The 20,180-nt window shown below is 62.2% G+C and carries 18 protein-coding genes; 9 read left to right on the top strand and 9 right to left on the bottom strand.

The features are described from left to right. Positions 1–34 precede the first annotated feature (34 nt). A complete protein-coding gene (gene cckA, locus AC0L3D_RS19730; RefSeq protein ID WP_287317310.1) occupies positions 35–2,605 on the bottom strand; it encodes a cell cycle histidine kinase CckA in 2,571 nt (856 codons plus the stop codon). Positions 2,606–2,974: 369 nt separating this feature from the next. Here cckA and AC0L3D_RS19725 point away from each other — a divergent pair, with 369 nt between their 5' ends. Then, on the top strand, positions 2,975–3,721 hold the full coding sequence (locus AC0L3D_RS19725) for a flagellar biosynthetic protein FliO (protein WP_287175215.1): 747 nt from the start codon (positions 2,975–2,977) through the stop codon (positions 3,719–3,721). 98 nt (positions 3,722–3,819) lie between these two features. On the opposite strand, the gene dksA is transcribed toward AC0L3D_RS19725, so the two are convergent. Further along, the gene (dksA, locus tag AC0L3D_RS19720) at positions 3,820–4,236 is read right to left on the bottom strand and encodes an RNA polymerase-binding protein DksA (RefSeq protein WP_006202025.1); all 417 of its coding nucleotides are present in this window, start codon (positions 4,234–4,236) and stop codon (positions 3,820–3,822) included. A 264-nt stretch (positions 4,237–4,500) separates the two neighbouring features. Between dksA and AC0L3D_RS19715 the strand changes: the two genes are divergently transcribed. The 4 genes from AC0L3D_RS19715 (at position 4,501) to AC0L3D_RS19700 (ending at position 8,558) form a co-directional block, all read left to right on the top strand. Then, positions 4,501–5,004, top strand: a complete 504-nt coding sequence (locus tag AC0L3D_RS19715; protein ID WP_128172365.1) for a SixA phosphatase family protein — start codon at positions 4,501–4,503, stop codon at positions 5,002–5,004. A gap of 227 nt (positions 5,005–5,231) precedes the next feature. Beyond that, positions 5,232–6,728 (top strand): YcjX family GTP-binding protein, encoded by a 1,497-nt coding sequence (locus tag AC0L3D_RS19710; RefSeq protein ID WP_287343012.1) that lies wholly within the window; start codon positions 5,232–5,234, stop codon positions 6,726–6,728. Next, positions 6,725–7,813 carry a YcjF family protein gene (locus tag AC0L3D_RS19705; RefSeq protein WP_473627805.1) on the top strand — a complete coding sequence of 363 codons (1,089 nt, stop codon included), beginning with the start codon at positions 6,725–6,727 and terminating at the stop codon, positions 7,811–7,813. The genes AC0L3D_RS19710 and AC0L3D_RS19705 overlap by 4 nt, the downstream gene beginning before the upstream one ends. A gap of 190 nt (positions 7,814–8,003) precedes the next feature. Continuing rightward, positions 8,004–8,558, top strand: a complete 555-nt coding sequence (locus tag AC0L3D_RS19700) for a hypothetical protein (RefSeq protein ID WP_287343017.1) — start codon at positions 8,004–8,006, stop codon at positions 8,556–8,558. Between the two features lie 242 nt (positions 8,559–8,800). Here AC0L3D_RS19700 and AC0L3D_RS19695 read toward each other — a convergent pair whose 3' ends face one another. Continuing rightward, entirely contained in the window at positions 8,801–9,067 is a 267-nt protein-coding gene (locus tag AC0L3D_RS19695) for a hypothetical protein (RefSeq protein ID WP_473645573.1), read from the bottom strand. A 252-nt stretch (positions 9,068–9,319) separates the two neighbouring features. Between AC0L3D_RS19695 and AC0L3D_RS19690 the strand changes: the two genes are divergently transcribed. Together AC0L3D_RS19690 and AC0L3D_RS19685 are read left to right on the top strand one after the other, a co-directional pair. Further along, entirely contained in the window at positions 9,320–11,155 is a 1,836-nt protein-coding gene (locus tag AC0L3D_RS19690; protein ID WP_473627809.1) for a monovalent cation:proton antiporter-2 (CPA2) family protein, read from the top strand. An 18-nt stretch (positions 11,156–11,173) separates the two neighbouring features. Next, complete coding sequence (locus tag AC0L3D_RS19685) at positions 11,174–11,722, top strand: DUF924 family protein (RefSeq protein WP_031255672.1); 549 nt, start codon at positions 11,174–11,176, stop codon at positions 11,720–11,722. Between the two features lie 53 nt (positions 11,723–11,775). Here the strand turns inward: AC0L3D_RS19685 and folK are convergent, their stop codons facing one another. The 3 genes from folK to folP form a co-directional block, all read right to left on the bottom strand. Next, the gene (folK, locus tag AC0L3D_RS19680) at positions 11,776–12,288 is read right to left on the bottom strand and encodes a 2-amino-4-hydroxy-6-hydroxymethyldihydropteridine diphosphokinase (protein WP_473627811.1); all 513 of its coding nucleotides are present in this window, start codon (positions 12,286–12,288) and stop codon (positions 11,776–11,778) included. Beyond that, positions 12,272–12,631 (bottom strand): dihydroneopterin aldolase, encoded by a 360-nt coding sequence (folB, locus tag AC0L3D_RS19675; protein ID WP_023801135.1) that lies wholly within the window; start codon positions 12,629–12,631, stop codon positions 12,272–12,274. Before folB ends, folK begins: the two co-directional genes overlap by 17 nt. A 94-nt stretch (positions 12,632–12,725) precedes the next feature. Beyond that, entirely contained in the window at positions 12,726–13,568 is an 843-nt protein-coding gene (folP, locus tag AC0L3D_RS19670) for a dihydropteroate synthase (RefSeq protein ID WP_023801134.1), read from the bottom strand. 84 nt (positions 13,569–13,652) lie between these two features. Between folP and AC0L3D_RS19665 the strand changes: the two genes are divergently transcribed. After that, a complete protein-coding gene (locus AC0L3D_RS19665; protein WP_031255671.1) occupies positions 13,653–14,270 on the top strand; it encodes a DUF922 domain-containing Zn-dependent protease in 618 nt (205 codons plus the stop codon). 42 nt (positions 14,271–14,312) lie between these two features. Here the strand turns inward: AC0L3D_RS19665 and AC0L3D_RS19660 are convergent, their stop codons facing one another. The 3 genes from AC0L3D_RS19660 to AC0L3D_RS19650 all read right to left on the bottom strand — a co-directional run bounded on the left by AC0L3D_RS19660 (position 14,313) and on the right by AC0L3D_RS19650 (position 16,338). Beyond that, positions 14,313–15,341 (bottom strand): NAD(P)/FAD-dependent oxidoreductase, encoded by a 1,029-nt coding sequence (locus AC0L3D_RS19660; RefSeq protein WP_473645571.1) that lies wholly within the window; start codon positions 15,339–15,341, stop codon positions 14,313–14,315. 207 nt (positions 15,342–15,548) lie between these two features. Continuing rightward, positions 15,549–15,869: a 2Fe-2S iron-sulfur cluster-binding protein gene (locus AC0L3D_RS19655; RefSeq protein ID WP_006334837.1), complete on the bottom strand. Its 321-nt coding sequence runs from the start codon at positions 15,867–15,869 to the stop codon at positions 15,549–15,551. Positions 15,870–15,969: 100 nt separating this feature from the next. Continuing rightward, positions 15,970–16,338, bottom strand: coding sequence for an Hpt domain-containing protein (locus tag AC0L3D_RS19650; protein ID WP_027151987.1), 369 nt, complete (start codon positions 16,336–16,338; stop codon positions 15,970–15,972). 288 nt (positions 16,339–16,626) lie between these two features. On the opposite strand from AC0L3D_RS19650, the gene AC0L3D_RS19645 reads away from it, so the two are divergent. Beyond that, positions 16,627–20,180 (top strand): coiled-coil domain-containing protein (locus tag AC0L3D_RS19645; protein WP_473627812.1); only part of this gene is annotated, 3,554 nt, incomplete at its 3' end.

Genomic DNA, 20,180 nt, shown 5'->3' with positions numbered 1-20,180 from the left:
CTCACGCCATTTCGCAAGTGCGAATTAGTGAACCCTAAGATTCCAGCACGTCCTTGACGATTGTGGCCAGTTGCTTGAGCGAAAACGGCTTCGGCAGGAAACCGAAATGCGCGTCTGCCGGCAGATTCTTGGCGAACGCGTCCTCCGCGTAGCCGGAAACGAAGACGAATTTGATGTCCGGCTGCCGCTTGCGCAATTCGCCAAGCAGCGTCGGCCCATCCATTTCCGGCATCACCACATCGGAAACGACAATGTCGACCTTGCCGCCGAGCGCCTCGAAGATTTCCAGCGCCTCGACGCCCGAGGACGCTTCGTGGACGGTGTAACCGCGCGACGTCAGCGCCCGCATGCCGCCCATGCGCACGGCATCCTCGTCCTCGACGAGCAGCACCGTGGCCGAACCTGACAGGTCCTTGGCTGCGTCGGCGACCTTTGCCGGTGCAGCCGGCGCCTCGCCGGGCTCGCCTGCCGTTCGCGCCTCTGCAATGTAGCGCGGCAGGAAGATGCGGAACACCGATCCCTTGCCGACCTCGGAATCGCAGAAGATGAAGCCGCCTGTCTGCTTGATGATGCCATAGACCATCGACAGGCCGAGGCCGGTGCCCTTGCCGACCTCCTTGGTGGTGAAGAAGGGTTCGAAAATCTTCTTGAGCACTTCGGGGGCGATGCCGCTGCCTGTGTCTTCAACTTCGACCACCACATAATCGGCAGGCGCAAGTTCGCGGTAGGGAAGGCTCTTGCTCTCCTGTGTGGTCACGTTGCGGGTGCGCACGGTGAGCTCGCCGCCGTTCGGCATCGCGTCGCGCGCATTGACCGCCAGATTGACCACCACCTGCTCGAACTGCCCGATGTCGACCTTCACCGGCCACAGATCGCGGCCATGATCGACCTTCAGCTTGATGTCGTTGCCGACCAGACGGGCCAGCAGCATCCGCAGATCGGCAAGCACGTCGGTCAGGTTGAGCACCTCCGGCCGCAGCGTCTGCTTGCGCGAGAAGGCCAGAAGCTGCCGCACCAGCGAGGCCGCCCGGTTGGCGTTCTGCTTGATGTTCATGATGTCGGGGAAGGACGGGTCCGACGGGCGGTGATTGGTCAACAACAGGTCCGACGCCATGATGATGGCGGTCAGCACATTGTTGAAGTCGTGTGCGATGCCACCGGCAAGCTGGCCGACCGCCTGCATCTTCTGGCTTTGCGCCATCTGGCCCTCGAGCGCCTTCTGCTCGGTGGTCTCGACGGCGTAGACGATGGCCGATTCTTCGGCGCCCTCGCCGGTGCCGTCGGCAACCGCGTTGACGTAGAAGCGCATGTGCCGTTCTTCATTGCCGGGCAGCAGCGTATCGATCGGTTCGATATCGGCCTGCCGTTGTCGCGCTTTTTCGAACGCCGCGGCAAAGGCGGGGCGGTCACGCTCATGGATCACAGTGTCCAGCCGCACGCGCCGATCGACCGCGTCCCCGTCGACGACGGAGGAAAACAGCGACAGGAAAGGCGCGTTGGTGCGCAGGATGCGCCCGCGGTTGTCGACGGCCGCTATTGCCATCGGCGTCGAATTGAAGAAGCGGGTGAAGCGGATCTCCGAGGCGCGCAGATCGGCGGAAGCGTCCTCGCCTTGCGTCCGGTTGAGCACGATGGTGCGCGTCGGACCGTTGGCGCCCTCGCGGCTGGCCGAAACCCGATGCATGAAACGCACGGGCAGCGCCTCGCCCTTCACTGTCGTCAGATCGAGATCGATGACCGCATTGCGGGTGGTGCCGGGATCGGCCTTGACCGAGCGGACCAGCGCCATGCCGTCGCCGGCGACGATCTCCGCAAGCGTGACGGCACCAGGCGTGAAGCTCGTCAGGTCGATGCCCAGCCACTCCGCAAGCGTGGCGTTGATGTAGGTGACGCGGCCTTCCTGGTCGGCCGAAAAGAAGCCGGCAGGCGCATGGTCGAGATGGTCGATGGCCTCCTGCAGATCGAGGAAGAAGCGCTCCTGCTCGGCCCGTTCTTTCGAGATGTCGGCGAGTTGCCAGGCGAGCAAGGGCAGCCGCTGGCCCGGAACGCTGAAGGCGCGGGCGCGGACACGGTACCAGCGCGCGCCCGGCTCAGCGCCGGGTCGAATGGATTGGGCAAGCCTAAACTCACCGTCGCCGGGCTGGCCGTCGCGCAGGCCGGAGGCGAGCCGGTATATGGTCACCGAGGCCTCGGGAACATCGGACAGCAACCCTTCGACGGTCTTTAGATCCGCCGCAGAAGCCGCGCCCGTCATCTCGGCATAGGCCCGATTGGCGTAGACGACACGACCCTTGGTGTCGGTGACCAGGAGGCCTTGCGACATTGAATCGACGAAGGCTTTCGACAGCTCGTCACTCGTCGAGCGCGGTGTGATCTGCACGAAGCCGATGGCGGTGGCGAACAGGAAGCCGACACCGATCATCGCCAGCACGCCAAGCATTCCAAGCAGGAATGGATCGCCAAGACGTTCTCGGAAAAGGCCGAAAACGATCGCCGCTCCTGTCAGCACAACGATGAAGACGATGAGCCGGGTGACCGCGCCCGGTCGCGTGTTCTGGTCGACGATCGGTACCGGATAGAAATCGCCGCGCGCTTCCTTGGCCATGTGCCCCCTGCTCGTGAATTCCGGTACTTGCCCCTGCCCGGTTGAATCACATTCTCAGGGTCCGGAAAAGGCCTTGGCGGCCACTGTCCGCTAAAAATGACACCCGTTCGGCGCCTGGTGCGGCGAATCCGAAATTCGCATCATTCCTGGTCCGACGCGAGCGAATTTTGGATTCATCACGCCAGCAACTTGCTGAAAATCCAGCGTCGTGGATTGAAGTGGGAACGCAGACGCCCTCAATTCGCAGGAGCTTGAAATCCACAAAATGGGTGTTTCAAGCTGTTCACGAAGCGCGAAACGTAACTTGCAGTCGCGTGCCGCAACAGTCTAGTGTCGCGTCTTCTTCGAAAGCTGATTTTGGGTGCACCAATGCTGCAGTGGCTGGATAGCGTGGCGGGTCCCGGTTATGCCGCGGCGATCCTGTGGACCGTCGTCGCGCTTGTCCTTGTGGTCATCGTTCTCCTCATCATCAAGCTGGTCCGCAATCTGACTTTTGGAACATTCGTTGCCGGCGGCAGGAACCGCAAGACGCGGCTGGCGGTGATGGACGCCACCGCAGTCGACAGTCACCGCCGGTTGGTGCTGGTGCGCCGCGACGATATCGAGCACCTGCTGCTGATCGGCGGCCCAACCGACGTCGTCGTCGAACGCGACATCAGGCTGTCGGCGCTGCGCCGTCCTGCACTGACCGGAGATGGCGGCGGCCATCAGCCGGCACCGCCGCCGCGCGCGCCGCAACCGGCTCCCGCGCCAGTGAGGCAAACACCGTCTCCGCAGCCGGCAAGCAACGCCCCAACGCCGGGCCGGCCGCATCAGCCCGCCCCGGCGCCGAGGCCAGCAGCGCAAAGCCCTCAATCGACGACCATCACGCCGCTGCCCGCCTACACCAATGCCGTTCGGTACGCGCCATCGCCGGCAAGACAGGATTCCCCGGCAAAGCCGAATTCCCCGGCAAAAGAGGATTCCATCGACGATACGCTGATGAGGGAGCTCGAGGTCCCGTTTGATGACCCGCACCCCGCCAAGCCGGAGAGCAAGCCGGCGGCGAAAGAGCCGTCGTCTCTCGATGACGAGATGACGAAGCTTCTCGGCGAGTTGTCCAGCCAGAAGAGATAACCGGCCAACAGCCAATAAAAAAATGGCCGGAGACCGGCCATGACAAATTCGCTGGCTGCTTTTAGACGCTTCGCCCGCTTGGACGCTTCGCCCGTGCTTCAGTCGTCGCGGTAGACCTTCTCGCGGCGTTCGTGGCGCTCCTGCGCCTCGATCGACAGGGTCGCGATCGGACGCGCATCGAGCCGCTTCAGCGCGATCGGCTCGCCAGTTTCCTCACAATAGCCGTAAGTGCCTTCATCGATGCGCTGAAGCGCAGAATCGATCTTTGAAATGAGTTTCCGCTGGCGATCTCGGGCGCGAAGTTCGATGGCGCGGTCGGTTTCCGAAGAGGCGCGATCGGCGAGATCGGGGTGGTTGGCGTTTTCCTGCTGCAGGATTTCGAGAGTTTCGCGCGCTTCGCGCAGTATGTCGTTCTTCCAGGTGACGAGCTTCAGGCGAAAGTAGGATTTCTGCCGCTCGTTCATGAACGGCTCGTCTTCGGAGGGTACGTAATCGGCGGTAACGATGTCGTTCATTCGACTCACCCAGACAGCCCCAAATTTGGCGCCTATATATTCACGGACCGAATGCTGCACAAGCGCAATCGACGACAGATTCACGCAATTGTTAATCTCTGCCAAAATGCCATGGGCCGCATCATTCGCATGAAGGGCGCGACCGAATTCGCGTATGATTCGTTAGGTTTGTAGGGCGCCGGCCATTGTGCGCAAGGCGTTTCTCATGACTAATCCCGCAGCGCCTTTTGACGAGTTTCGGTGTTTGGCACAAGCGAGGGACCGGTGAGCAAGCTTTATCTGCTGAGGCATGCGAAGGCCGGATGGGCCCTGCCGGGCATGCGCGATTTCGATCGTCCGCTCGACGCATCCGGCGTCGCCGACGCTGAAACGATGGGTGCGGTCATGCGGGCCTGCAACTACATTCCGGACCTGACCCTTTGCTCGAATGCAAAGCGAGCGCGCCAAACGCTTGAGGGCCTGGCCGGTCACACCGATACGGGCCGGGTCCTGTTCCTGGAGACGCTCTACAGCGAGGATGCCGCCGGCTATCTCAAGCTCATCCGCGGCAATGGCGAGCCAGGCTCGCTGCTCGTCGTCGGCCACAATCCAATGACGGAAGATCTCACCATCGCGCTTTCGGGCGATGGCGAGGAGGCTGCCAGGGGAATGCTGAACCACGGCTTCCCGACCTCCGGCCTCGCGGTCGTCCGTTTTCCAGGCAGTCTTGCCAACGCCGCGCAAGGCACCGGCTATCTCGAAGCCTTCCTGTCACCGGCCGATATCTGACGCCTTTTCAAACGTAGCGTGGTGGATTTGACGTTCCTGCCACTTCAATGGCGTCAGCGTTCAGGAACTTCAAATCCAAAACCACGCTAGAAACGATGGTTTGCCAGTGTGACTTAGAATCCGAAATTCGCTCACTGCGATGCTCCAAGGTACTGCGAATTTCGGATTCGCCACACTAGCCGCCAGCGCCTATATCGGGGCGGACCGAAGCCCCGAGAGACCGCATTTTGGCATCATCGCTGACCACTTTCACCGACGAGGCGAAGATTGCCCTGGATACGCTGTCGGGGCGCGCTACCGGGCTTTTTTCGCCATCGCTGCGGCTGGGTGTTACCGGCCTCTCCCGCGCCGGCAAGACGGTGTTCATCTCAGCCTTTGTCCACAATCTGATCCACGGCGGGCGGTTGCCGCTGTTCGAGGCGCAGAAATCGGGGCGTATTGCCCGTGCCTTCCTCGAAGAGCAACCCGATGACGCCGTGCCGCGATTCCAGTACGAGGACCACATCGCGGCCTTGGTCAACGACCGCCTGTGGCCGGATTCGACACGTGCCATTTCCGAGCTGAGGCTTACCATCGAATATGAATCGGCCTCCGGCTGGAGCCGCATGTTCTCATCAGGCAGATTGTCGATCGATATCGTCGACTATCCTGGGGAATGGCTGCTTGACCTGCCGCTGCTCGGCAAATCCTACGCCGATTTCTCACGCGAAGCCTTTGACATGGCCGTGCTGCCGGTGCGCGCCGACCTTTCGCAGGAATGGCGCGCGCTCTCCGCCGCAATCGACCCGAATGCCGACGCCGATGAGATGACGGCGCGACGCCTCGCCGAGAGCTTCGCCGCATACATCAAGGCATGCAAGCTCGACGAGCGGGCACTTTCGACCCTGCCACCCGGCCGTTTCCTGATGCCCGGCGACCTTGAGGGCTCACCGGCGCTGACCTTCGCGCCGTTGCCGGGGCTGAGCGAGCGGCGGGCGCGGCCCGGGTCGCTTCAGGCGATGATGGAGCGGCGCTACGAGGCCTACAGGACGCATGTCGTAAAGCCGTTCTTCCGGGAGCACATCACGCGCCTCGACCGTCAGATCGTTGTGATAGACGCGTTGCAGGCCTTGAATGCCGGGCCCGGCGCGATGGCCGATCTCGAACGTGCGGTGACCGAAATCCTCGCCTGCTTCCGCCCCGGTCGCGGCAATTTCCTGACGGACTTTTTTTCAAGGCGCATCGACCGCATATTGGTGGCGGCGACAAAGGCGGACCATCTGCATCACGAAAGCCATGACCGGCTGCAGGCGATCGTGCGGCGGCTCGCCGACCGCGCCGTGGCGCGGGCGAATTTCACCGGCGCCGATGTCGACGTGGTCGCCCTGGCGGCGGTGCGAGCGACTCGGGAAGGCACGGTCAAGCAAGGCCGCGAAACGCTGCCGGTCATCATCGGCACACCGTTGAAAGGTGAAAAGATCAACGGCGACACATTTGATGGCAGAACAGAAACAGCCATATTTCCCGGTGACTTGCCGGAGAAAATTGATGCAGTGTTCGATGTCTCCGGACCAGACCGTCAGCAGAACCCGGGTCATCGGCAGGCCAATGAGGACCCGGCGATCCGCTTCGTGCGCTTTCGCCCGCCAAAACTCGAACGCACTGCCGAAGGCGTCACGCTGTCGCTGCCGCATATCAGGCTCGACCGTGCCCTGCAGTTCCTGATCGGAGATCATCTGGCATGACCGCGCCCCGCAAGCCGGCGGCATTTCGCATCGAGCCGGAAGCCCCGCCAAAGCAACAGGCGGCCTCGCGCCAGCCCGACGCCGCTGCGGCCAGAAAACCACGCACCGTGAACGCTGACCTTGCCGTCGTCACGTCGGCGGAAATCGACGTATTCGACGAGCCGGACATCATCGCCGCCGAACCGCCGCCGGCGACCGCGCCGCGGCAGCGCTCGATATCAGTCAGCCTGTTCTTCGGCGCATTGGGCGTTCTGGTTTCGCTGGCCCTCGGCCTTTGGACCGACCGGCTGATTCGCGATCTGTTCGCCCGTGCCGAATGGCTGGGCTGGCTGGCCGCCGGGATGGCCGTGGTCGCGCTGCTCGCGCTTCTGGTCATCCTCGTCCGCGAGTTCCTGGCGATCACCCGCCTCGCCGAGGTCGAAAAGCTGCAGATGCGGGCGCTCGACGCCATCGCCCGCGACGATCCGAAAGCCGCTCGCGCCGTGGTCGAGGAACTGTCGGCCTTTGTCGCGGCCAAACCCGAAACCGCGGCCGGCAGACGCGCCCTGGCAGACTTGCGCGACGAGATCATCGACGGCGGCAATCTGGTGCGCCTGGCCGAGACCGAAATCCTCGGCCCCCTTGATGCACGCGCCAAGGTGATGATCCTCGAAGCGGCAAAGCGTGTGTCGCTGGTGACGGCGGTCAGCCCTCGCGCTCTGGTCGACGTCGCCTATGTCGTGTTCGAAGCCGGCCGGCTGATTCGCCGCCTGTCGGAGCTTTATGGCGGCCGGCCGGGCACGCTGGGGTTCTTCCGGCTGGCACGCAGCGTTCTCGCCCATCTGGCGGTGACCGGCTCGATTGCCGTCGGCGACAGTTTCGTGCAGCAGATCGTCGGCCATGGCCTTGCCGCCCGGCTCTCGGCAAAACTTGGCGAAGGCGTCGTCAACGGCATGATGACGGCGCGCATCGGCATTGCTGCGATGGAGACCGCAAGGCCCCTGCCCTTCAGCGCCGCGAGGCGGCCCGGCATGGGCGATTTCCTGTCCGCGCTGACATCATTTGCAACCAAAAAGCAGAAGGAAACATCCGCTTCCGACACCTGACGACCGTCTCCGACGCGGCACGTCCTGGTGGCGCGCCAAGGGATGCTGCAACACGTTTGTTTTGCCCATGATCCCAGCGCAAATCGCGTCCGATTTTCGGGGTCATCCGCAACCGGTGACGAAGCATTAACCAATCTTGTTCATGGTCGGACGGGTTCCAAACCAGTCTCTTTGTTGCCGGGTGTCGTCGATGAAAAGCGTGATCTTGTCTAGCGTCCTGCCCATGGCAGTCGTGGTTTCAACAACCGCCGGCATGGCCGAAAAGACCTTTGCGGCAGAACAGGACAAGAAGTTCTTTCAATCGGTGAAAGGCGAATGGGTCGGCCCGGGGGAAATCGTCGCCGGCAAATACAAGGGCACGAAATTCACCTGCAATTTCACCGGTTCGACGCCGGACGGCAAGATCGGCATGTCGCTCGACGGCGGTTGCCGGGTCGGCATGTTCACCCAGCAGATGTCGGCGACGATCCAGCACAAGGGCCGCGAGGGCTACAAGGGCAGCTTCATGGGCGGTGCCGCCGGTTCCGGTCTCGACATCATCGGCGGCAATGTGGTCAGCGCCAACAAGGTCGTCTTCACCATCAACCGTAACCAGTTGCGCGGCGTCATGCAGGCTCTTGTCCCCAACGACAATTCGATGACAGTGACGGTTGCGGTGCGCGTCGACCAGCAATTGGTGCCGGTCATCGGCATGAAGCTGAAGCGCGTCGATACGCTCGAAGTCGGCTCCATCGCGCCGAACTGAACGATCCTCTGCGCATCCAGTGAAAATGCAACGCGCTGTGCAATTTAGTGAATGGTGAATGGTGAATGGTGAATGGAATTAGATACTCACTACTGACTACTGACTACTGACTACTGACTACTCACTATTCACTATTCACTATTCACTATTCACTATTCACTATTCACTATTCACTATTCACTATTCACTAAAAAAGCGGCAGCCACGGCCACCGCTTCTTTTAGCAAAACTCAAATCGATTCTCAGGCCTTGATGGCGGCAGTCAGCTCGTCATAGGCCTTGCAGGCCTCCTCCGCCGTCGTCGCGCCCTGATACTTGGTTGTGACCGCCTGGACCTTGGCGGTGAGATCGGCTGCCTTGGCCGGATCCTTGGTAATTGCCTCCTGAGGGGCTGCGGTCATGTCCTGGGCCTTCTTGGTCAGCATTTCGGTGGTGCAGTCCGGCGCCTTCGAGCAGGCCGATCCGGCAAGCGCCGCGATGCCAACGGCAACAAGCAAAAATGTCTTCATGTCAGTCGTCTCCCTCAAAAAAAGGCGGCCGACTTGATCGTCATCCGCCCCTCACGGCCAAGGCCGCGGCGTCCTTAGCGCCCGATTTCTGCAACACACAACGCAGCCGGTGGATAAAGTTGTGGAGCGCGCCTGCAACACTGCTGCACCAGTTTCCGGATTCGGACTGTTCGATCTCAACCGAAGCCCCTATCTTTGCCGCTCGATGCCGCAGCACGTGCAGCGGTCCCTAGAGAGAACGGAACGGCAGGCATGGCGGCAGAAGCAGCGGGCAGCGATTTGATCCACGTCGTGGCGCTGCTCGCCGCAGGTGTTGTCGCCGTGCCGATCTTCAAGCGCATCGGGCTTGGCTCCATCCTCGGCTATCTGGCGGCCGGCGTGGTCATCGGCCCGTTCGGCATCGGCATCTTTTCCGAATCGGAAGCCATTCTTCACGTCGCCGAGCTCGGCGTCGTCATGTTCCTGTTCATCATCGGGCTGGAGATGCAGCCGTCACGGCTGTGGGGCCTCAGGCGAGAGATCTTTGGCCTTGGCGCATTGCAGGTCGGCGTGTGCGCGCTGTTGCTGACCGGGGTCGGACTGGCGGGAGGTTTTCCGGTCTCGCAATCCTTCGTCGCCGGCGCCGGTTTCGTGCTGACCTCGACGGCGATCGTCATGCAGCTTCTGGAGGAACGCGGTGAGATGGCCGCGCCCAAAGGCCAGCGCATCGTCTCCATCCTGCTGCTCGAAGACCTGGCGATCGTGCCGCTGCTGGCGCTGATCGCTTTCCTGGCACCGGGCGGCGCCGATATGAGCTTGACGCAGCGGCTGACGGAGGTGGGCATCGGTCTTGCCGCCATCGTCGGGCTGGTGCTGGCCGGGCGTTACCTGCTCAATCCGTTCTTCCGCATCCTGGCGGATGCCCGCGCCCGCGAAGTGATGACCGCCGCCGCTCTTCTGGTCGTTCTGGGGTCGGCGCTTGCCATGCAGCTCAGCGGCCTGTCGATGGCGATGGGCGCTTTCCTGGCCGGCGTGCTGTTGTCGGAATCCACCTTCCGCCATCAGCTCGAGGCCGACATCGAACCCTTCCGCGGTGTGCTGCTCGGGCTGTTCTTCCTCGCTGTCGGCATGTCGCTCGACCTGCACGTGGTTGCCCAGAGCTGGCGGCTTGTCGCCATCTACGTCGTCGCCTACATGGTGATAAAGGCGATCGGCATCTATCTCGTCGCCCGCATCCTCAAGACCGGCCACCGGGAGGCGCTCGAGCGCGCCGTCTTCATGGCGCAAGGCGGCGAATTCGCCTTCGTTCTCTATTCCGCCGCGGCGGCGGTCGGCATCATCGACAGCCAGGCTAACGCGACGCTGACGGCGATCGTCATCATCTCCATGGTGCTGACGCCGCTGGCCATTCTGGCATTGCGGTATCTGACGCCACGCGACGAGCAGTCGCTCGAAGGCGTCGACATCGCCGATGGCCTGACCGGCAGCGTGCTGATCATCGGCTTCGGCCGCTTCGGCCAAATCGCCAGCCAGCCGCTTCTGCTGCGCGGGATCGACGTCTCGATCATCGACAATGAGGTCGAGATGATCCAGGCGGCGGCCGATTTCGGTTTCAAGGTCTATTATGGCGACGGCACGCGGGTGGACATTCTGCGTGCCGCCGGCGCCGGCCGCGCGCGCGCCGTGTTGATCTGCGTCGACAAGCCCGATGTCGCCGTCCGCATCGCAAAGCTGATCAAGGCGGAGTTTCCCCTGCTCACCGTGCTGGCACGCGCTTTCGACCGCGGAACCGCGCTGCAGTTGATACGTGCCGACGTCGATTTCCAGATTCGCGAAACCTTCGAATCAGCGCTTGTCTTCGGCGGCTCCACGCTGGAAGCACTGGGCGTCGACCCCGAGGAAGTCGCCGAGGTGATCGAGGACGTCCGCCACCGCGATTCCGCCCGTTTCGAGTTGCAGCTCGCCGAAGGGGTTCGCGCCGGAGCGCGCTTCCTCAAGGGCAATATCGGCACACCCATTCCGACACCGCTCAGCCAGCCGCGCCGCTCCGGTCAGGCGCTCAATGAAGAAACCGCCGGCGTTCTGCACAAATCCGAGCCTGCCGACTAAACATTGGAGAGCAAACAGATGATCGAACTGGACGAGCGCGCGCTCTCCGTCACCAAATTCTGGCGTGACGCCGGGAAAGATGCATGGTTCGAGAAGAATGACGCCTTCGACGCGGAGTTCCGCAACTGGTTTCTCGAGCTGCATTACGCTGCCGCGCGGCGTGAATGCGACGGATGGTCGGAGCATGCCGAAGGCTCACTGGCGCTGATGATCCTGCTCGACCAGTTCCCGCGAAACTGCTTTCGCGGCACCGGCCATATGTATGCCACCGACCCGCTGGCAAGGCATTTTGCCGAAAAGGCGATCGCCGCCGGCCAGGATCTGGCGCTCGACGAAGAGCTTCGCGTCTTCCTCTATTTGCCTTATGAGCATTCGGAGCATCTCGCCGACCAGCTCAAATCGGTGGACCTCACCACCGCCAAAGCCCAATCCTATCTGAAGTATGCCGTCGAGCACCTGGAGATCATTCAGCGCTTCGGCCGTTTTCCGCATCGAAACAGGATGCTTGGCCGCGAGACGACGCCGGAGGAACAGGTGTTCCTCGACGGCGGCGGGTTTTCCGGCTGAGCTGAGCTCAGTGCATCGGAGCCAAAAATGGTTAGAGGTTTTGGTTCGATGCTTTAGGTCAGCCACCAATCCCGGCCGGACGACAATTGCTCGATGCCGGCGCTGTCGAGAGCGGCAAGCCGCTCTGCCATGCTTCTGCCGTCGACGGTGAGGTCAGGCGCGATCTCGGCCAGCGGCGCAAGAACGAAGGCGCGCTCCAGCATGCGCGGATGCGGCACTTCCAGCCCGGTTTCGTGGATGATCCGATCGCCGAACACCAGAATGTCGATGTCGATCAGCCGTGGACCCCAGCGCTCCTCGCGCACCCGCTTCAGCCTGCGCTCGACGTCGAGACAGAGATCGAGCAATGCATGTGGCGCGAGCACGGTCGAAATTTCGGCGGCCGCATTGAGAAAGTCCGGCTGGTCGAGCTTGCCCCAGGGCGGCGTGCGGTAAAGCGAGGAGACGACAACGACGCGCGTGTTCCCGTCGGCGTCCAGCATGCGCAGCGCCGCGCCCATCGACCTTGCCGGGTCGCCGAGATTGCCGCCAAGGCTGAGGTAGACCGTGTTATTGGGGCCAGGCAACGGTCACCTCGACATGATCGAGCACGCCGGGCACCGGCGCGTTCGGCTTGCGCACAGTGATCTCGGCCTTTTTTATCTGGGGAAAGCGGGCTGTCAGCGCCCGGGCCACCTCCAGCGCCAGCGCTTCTATCAGAAAACGCCTCTCCCCGGTGATGATCTTTTCGATCACCCCGAAGGCAATGCCATAGTGGACGGTATCCTCAATGGAATCATCGACCAGCGCGCGGCCGGGTTCGACGGTGAGCGCAGCGTCGACATAGAAACGCTGGCCGAGCGTCTCCTCCTCATCCAGCACGCCGTGCCGAGCGAAGAAAGCGCAATTTTTCATGCGGATGATATACATCGCTCAGCGTCCTGCTCGATTGGAGCGATACGCGTCCGCTTGGGCGCACAGACTACGCTCTAAGGCCTTTGATCTACGCATTTCGATTTGCGGGCTATTCGGCGGTTTCACGCGCCAGCATAGCATCCGCAACCGCCAGCGCATCCACATTGATTGCGACATCGTGGACGCGAAAAAGCCGCGCGCCCTTGAGCCTCAGTATGACGCTCGTCGCCGCTGTTCCGGCGTCTCTGGCCGAGGCGTCGCGGCCGGTGACGGCGCCGATGAAGCGCTTTCGCGATGTACCGGCCATCAGCGGAAAGCCCAAGACATCGAGCTCGGAAAACCGTGCCATCAGGTCGAGATTTTCCTCCGCGGTTTCCTTGGCGAAGCCAAAGCCCGGATCGAGCACGATCTGGTCGTCGGCAACGCCGCTTCGCCGGGCGATTTCCAGGGACTTCCCGAGGAAGAAAAACTGATCCTCGATCACGTCGGGCAGTTTTTGCCTGTCACGCCCGGTGTGCATGATGACAAGCCCGGCGCCGGTTTCGGCCGCGACCCGCGCGATGCCCGGTTCGCGTTGCAGACCCCAGACGTCGTTGAGGATATGCGCGCCGGCGGCGACGGCAAGCCGGGCGGTGTCCTCGCGATAGGTGTCGACCGAAATCAGCGCCTCGCCGAGCCCGGCGAGCGCCTCGATGACAGGCAGCACGCGGGCCTGCTCTTCCTCGATGGCTACCGGAGATGCGCCGGGGCGTGTCGATTCGCCACCGACGTCAATGACGGAGGCCCCCTCTTCCGCCATCCGGCGCGCCTGGGCAATCGCCTGTTCGGGCGCGACGAACAGTCCGCCGTCAGAAAAACTGTCCGGCGTGACATTGAGTATACCGACGATCACCGCCTTGCCGCCAAGGTCGAGATGGCGCCCATGCGCCAGCTGCCATCGCCCTGTCGTCATTGTCGATAAACCATGTGTGATCCACCAAAGATCAATTCCGTTGCGTCGGCAACGGCGGTAGCGCAAGGTAGGCAAAGAGGCAACATGATGAAACGATCCCTGCTTTGCGCCCTGATGCTTGCTTGTTCCGCCTTGCCGGCGGGCACGGCGAATTTGGTGAAGACATATAGCTATTTCAGCATCGGCGGCAGAACGCTCGATGATATCGGATCCCAGCTTACGAAACTTGGACCTCGGGTGAAAAGCACCGGGATGCGGCATCCAGGCGCCACGCAGATGGCGTTCACCACCCGCGTCAGCTATGCGGAAAGATCTAACTCCTGCGCGATTGCCGACGCCGATGTCACCGTCAAGGTCAAGGTGATCCTTCCCGAGTGGCGCCGCCCGCGCAAGGCTGATGCCGGCGTAAGGCTGTTTTGGGATACATTGTCGGCCGACATCAAGCGTCATGAGGACCGCCATGTCGAGATCGCCAAGAACCATGCCGGCGAACTCGAGGATGCGCTGAAGGCGACCCACCCGCGCAAGACGTGCCAGGAGGCCAAGGCCAAGGCAGCGGAGATCTCCGCCGCTATTCTTGCCAAGCACGACCGCGCTCAGATGCAGTTCGATCGCGTCGAAACCATCAATTTCGAAAGCCGCATCCTGCGGCTGCTGCGCTATCGCATGAAGCGCATCGAAAACGGCCGGCTGCCGGGTTAGCTTCGGCCAGACGGTAAGGGCGATTCTCGTCGAGTAAGAGACTCAGCCGGCGACGCCGAGCTTCTTCTGCAGGCTGGTCGATGACGTCGTATACTGGAATACGATGCGCTCGCCGGGGCTGACGATGCGCTTGGCCGCCTGCGCCATCAGCGCGACCTCATGGAAGCCCGACAGGATCAGCTTCAGCTTGCCGGGATACCAGTTGATGTCGCCGACGGCGAAGATGCCCGGTACCGACGTCTGGAATTTCTCGGTGTCGACCGGGATCAGGTTCTCATGAAGATTGAGCCCCCACTCGGCGATCGGTCCGAGCTTCATGGTCAGCCCGAAGAACGGCAGCAACCGAGTGCACGGCACCTCGGTGTCACCGTCGGGTCCCTTGATGGTCGCCGCCGAGAGATGGCCGTCCGTGCCGGTCAACCCGGTCACCTGCCCGACATGGAAATCCAGTTCCTTCATCTCCTGCATGGCGTACATCTTGTTGACGCTGTCTGGCGCCGCGCGGAACTCCGGCCGCCGGTGCACCAGCGTCACGCTCTTGGCCACCAGCTGCAGGTTCAGCGTCCAGTCGAGCGCCGAATCGCCGCCGCCGACGATAACCAGGTCGTGGCCGCGGAATTCCTCCATCCGGCGCACCGAGTAGAAGACGCTCTTGCCCTCATAAAGCTCGATGCCCGGAATTGGCGGCCGCTTCGGCTGGAAAGAGCCGCCGCCGGCGGCGATAACCACAATCTTGGCTTCAAACACCTCGTTCTCGTCGGTGATGACGCGAAAGCTGCCGTCCTCGAGCTTTTCGAGGCTCGAGACCATGCGGTTGAAGGTGAAGTCGGGCTTGAACGGCGCGATCTGCTCAAGCAGTCTGTCGACCAGGCCCTGGGCCGAGATCGATGGCCAGCCGGGAATGTCGTAGATCGGCTTTTCCGGATAGAGTTCGGCGCATTGCCCGCCGGGCCGATCGAGTATGTCGATCAGATGGCATGTCATGTCGAAGAGGCCGAGCTCGAACACGGCGAACAGGCCGACGGGCCCCGCCCCGACAATCAATACGTCCGTCCTGATGATATCGGTCATGAATGCGCCTTCGATGCGCATGACCCCGAAAATCGGAATCGATTCTCGCCGGGGATCCTGCGCCAAATCACCGTGCTACAGCGTGCTTTGCGTGGTCCAGGGAACGTGCGGCGCTGTAGAGAACGGCGCGACACTGCATGACCATTGGCCCGCTGCCAAGCCGGCGCCGGAAAAATCGGCTATATCCCCCGCTTAAGCCTCCACGCTTCAGCCCTGGCGGGCGGGCACGCGCACAACCAGGCCGTCGAGAGCGTCGCGCACCTTGATCTGACAGGAGAGCCGTGAGTTCGGCTGGACGTCGTAGGCGAAGTCCAGCATGTCCTCTTCCATCGCTTCCGGCTCGCCGACCTCCGCCGTCCATGCCTCATCGACATAGACATGGCAGGTCGCGCAGGCGCAAGCGCCGCCGCATTCGGCCTCGATCCCCGGCACGGCGTTGCGGATCGCATTCTCCATGACGGTCGAGCCGTTTTCGGCATCCACGTCAAAATGTGTGCCGTCATGGGCGATGAAGGTCAGCTTGGTCATTTGTCACCTGAAGGGAGTCCCAGCCGAGATAATCACTCCCGCAGACAAGTCAACTGCGGCGCGAAAGCGGCGCTCCATGCCGTTTTTTTCGGAAATGGGTTTAACGGCTGATGGCGGCGACGAAATCGCGGACTTCTTCGATCAGGGAGCCAAGCCGCTTGAGGGTATTGGTATCTTCAGGTTGAAGTTCGATCGCGCCGGCGCAATCGGCAACAGCGAAGGCGCCGACGCCGCGCGCCGAGCCTTTCAGCCCGTGCGCCAGGAGCAGTCTTTGTTTCACATCGGCGTCGACGATCCTGTCGCGCACCGACAATGCCTGCTGCACGAACAGCGCCAGCACCTCCTGTTCGAGGCTGCGGTCGCCCATCGTCTGACGCGCCAGATGCGCCAAGTCCACGGGCCGCGACCCGGCCGTTCCCGACACATCGCCGCCGGGCATCGAGAAGGCAATGCCGTTTTCGCCACGCATGACTCTGCAACTCCGTTCTTCCAGCCGCCAAAAATAGGCAGCCGCCAAAAAATAGGCCCATCCTGTGGACGACGGGTTAACGATTGGCCCGGAAAAATGTTGCGATAGGGGCGCCGGAATCACAGTTCTGTTAACCTTATATTTAAAGTTTTACGTATCGCACCGAATGCGTGTTTTCTTTACCCCGGTGTGTCATTACGATACGAAAGGTCCATTTTCAGCCTCTTGCGTGGGACACGAAAAGCAAAATCACAAGTCCCGCGGCAGCTTGTACAGGGTAGCGAAGGCATGGCGAAGAAAACAACGACGACAAGAACGCTCGACAACGACGTAGCCAGGGAACTCGAAAAAGCACTTGAAATCGATCTGAACAGCGATGCCGACGGCGACCTCGACATCGCCGCGTCGATGGAGGATCTGGAAGCGCAGATATCGCAGGCGGCCGACGAGTTGGCACGCGAGGGCCGTGACCAGGATGCCGAGGCTGTCGCCAACCAGAACCAGGATGCCGAGCCTGTCGCCAACCAGAATCAGGATGCCGAGCCTGTCGTCAACCAGAGCCAGAATGCCGAGCTTGCCGCCAATCAGGACCAGAAAGCCCAGGACCAGAGAGAGGCGGCAAACGCCAAGCAGGCTGAACCGCGCCCTGCTGAGCTGCGCCCTGTTGAAACGCGCCCCGTTGAAATGCGCCCTGTCGAAACGCGCAATGGCACGCAGTCGGCCGGCTTCACGCCGGCCAACGATCCTCGTCAAAAAGATTACAAGACGCTGCTGCACACCCTCAATCGGCGTGCCTCGAACACGATCTACTGGGTCGTGGCGCTCGTTTCGCTCGCCTGGGTCGCGGGCGCCGGTGCATTGGCAAACCTGCTGTTTGGCCCAGGCATTTGGCAAATCCGCACGCCCGGCCAGTTTTTCGCCCGTCCCGAACTGATTGGCCTGGCAATCGCTGCGATCCTGCCGGTCCTCCTGTTCTGGGCGTTTGCAGCCATGATTCGCCGCGCGCAGGAGATGCGCATCGCCGCTCAGTCGATGACGGAAGTGGCTTTCCGCCTGACCGAGCCGGAGCAAATCGCCCAGGATCGCGTCATGATGATCGGGCAAGCCGTGCGCCGCGAGGTTGCGGCCATGGGTGAAGGCATCGAGCGCACGCTTGCACGTGCCGTCGAGCTCGAAACCCTGGTCCACAGCGAGGTCAACCAGATCGAGCGCTCCTATTCGGAGAATGAATCCCGCATCCGCTCGCTTGTCGACGGGCTGGGCAGCGAGCGCGAAGCGGTGGTCACCCACGCCGAACGCGTGCGCGCCTCGATCACCGGCGCGCATGAGACGCTGAAGGACGAAATCGGGGCTGCCAGCGACATCATTCGCGACAGCATCCTCAACGCCTCGACCAACCTGTCGATGACCATCACCAATTCCGGCGACACGCTGATCGACAGGATCAACCAAAGCTCGCTGTCGATCTTCGATTCGGTGGAAGGCCGGCTCGAATCCATCACTGACCGGCTGTCGACCTCCGGCGAGGCCTTCGCCAGCCTTCTCGACACACGCATTGCCAAGCTGACGGAGACGACCGACGGCCTCACCCGGTCGCTGACCGATCTGCTCGACGATCGGACCTCCGGCATGGTGTCGCTGCTCGGCGGCGCCGCACGCACGCTCAACTCCGAATTTGAAGCCAGCCTTGACGGCATCGAGCGGACGCTGGCCGAACGCGGCCAGGTGCTGATCAGTGAGTTCCAGACCCGCGCCGAAGCGCTGGACACCGGCACCCAAAAGCTCAACGCCGCGCTCGAGGCCCGCGCACGCCAGATCAACGAGACCCTCGTCGAGCGCGCGCGCGAAATCGCCCATACCTTCCAGGAGAGCAAGGAGACGCTTTCGGCGATGATCGATCAGGGCAAGACCCAGATCGGCGCCGACATGGCCGACATCGTTTCGTCGACCTCGTCGATGCTCGAAGCACGCGCCGGCGATTTCGCCGGCCGCATGGAAGCGGCCCGTCATGTGGTGTCGCGCGCCTTCGACGCCGACATCCAGCGGCTTGCCGATGCCCGCGTCGGCATCGAGGAGGCTGTCGAGAACCACAGCCGCAAGCTTTCCGAAAGCCGCGAACACATGACGGCGGCCATGCAGGCCGATCTGGAGAAATTCGCCGAAAGCCGCGCCGGCATCGACGCGGCTGTCACCGACCAGGTGCAAAAGCTTTCCGAAGGCCGCAACCTGATCTCGCGCGCCCTGGAGGAGGATCTGCGCAAGGTCAACGAGTCGCGCGCCGCCATCGATGCGTCGCTCGGCAGCCATCTCGAACGGCTCGAAGAGGGCCGCAGCAGGCTTTCGCAGGCCTTGAATGAAGACTCCGGAAAACTTGTGCAAGCCCGCACGATCATTGACGAAATGGTTGCCGGCCATGTTGGAAAGCTCGCCGAAGGCCGCAGCATTCTTTCACGCGCTCTCGATGCCGATCTCGGCAAGCTGGCCGACAGTCGCGCCAGCATCGACGGCCTGGTCGCTGGCCAGGTCGAGAAGATCGCCGAAGGTCGCGCCTTACTCGCCAAGGCGTTGGAAACCGACATTGTCGGCATCAAGGGTCTCATCGAGACCCATTCCGCCAAACTGGCGGAAGACCGCAGCGAGCTTTCGCGTTCGCTCCAAGACGACCTGTCGGGCATCCGAGGCCTGATCGAGGACCATTCGGGCAGGCTCGCCGACGATCGCAGCCTGCTTTCGCAAACGCTCGAGGCAGACCTTGCCAAATTGGCGGAAAGCCGGTCGAGCATCGACGGGCTGGTCGCCGGTCAGGTCGAGAAGCTGGCCGAAGGCCGCAACATCCTCAAGCGCGCGCTCGAATCCGATCTCAACACGATCAAGGAGGTCATATCAGGCCAGTCCGAAAAGCTGGCGGAAGACCGTGGTCAGCTCTCGAAGGCGTTGGAAACCGACCTGCAGAGCGTCAATGGCCTTATCTCTGATCACATGAACAGGCTCTCCGAGGACCGTTCAATCCTGTCGAAGGCGCTCGAAGACGATCTCGCCAAGCTGGCGGAAAGCCGGTCGAGCATCGATGGGCTGGTCACCGGGCAGGTCGAGAAACTGGCCGAAGGTCGCGACATCCTCAAGCGCGCGCTCGAATCCGATCTCAACACGATCAAAAGCGTTCTATCAGACCAGTCCGAAAAGCTGGCGGAAGATCGTGGTCAACTGGCGCGAGCGTTGGAAACCGACCTGCAGGGCGTGAATGGCCTTATCTCCGATCACATGAACAGGCTCGCCGAGGACCGTTCAATCCTGTCGAAGGCGCTCGAAGACGATCTCGCCAAGCTGGCCGAAAGCCGGTCGAGCATCGACGGGCTGGTTGCCGGCCAGGTCGAGAAACTGGCCGAGGGCCGCGACATCCTCAAGCGCGCGCTGGAATCCGATCTCAACACGATCAAGGAGGTCCTATCAGGCCAGTCGGAAAAGCTGGCGGAAGACCGTGATCAGCTCTCGAAGGCGTTGGAAACCGACCTGCAGAGCGTGAACGGCCTTATCTCCGATCACATGAACAGGCTCGCCGCAGATCGCTCGACCCTGTCCCAGGCGCTCGAAGAGGATCTCGCCAAATTGGCGGAAAGCCGGTCGAGCATCGATGGGCTGGTTACCGGGCAGGTCGAGAAACTGGCCGAGGGTCGCGACATTCTCAAGCGCGCGCTCGAGTCCGATCTCAACACGATCAAAAGCGTTATATCGGAGCAGTCCGAAAAGCTTGCGGAAGACCGCTCGATCCTGTCGAAGGCGCTCGAAGACGATCTCGCCAAGCTGGCCGAAAGCCGGTCGAGCATCGACGGGCTGGTTGCCGG

It is taken from the genome of Mesorhizobium sp. WSM4837, from assembly GCF_055811435.1.
This window is presented reverse-complemented; position numbering and strand designations above follow the sequence as displayed.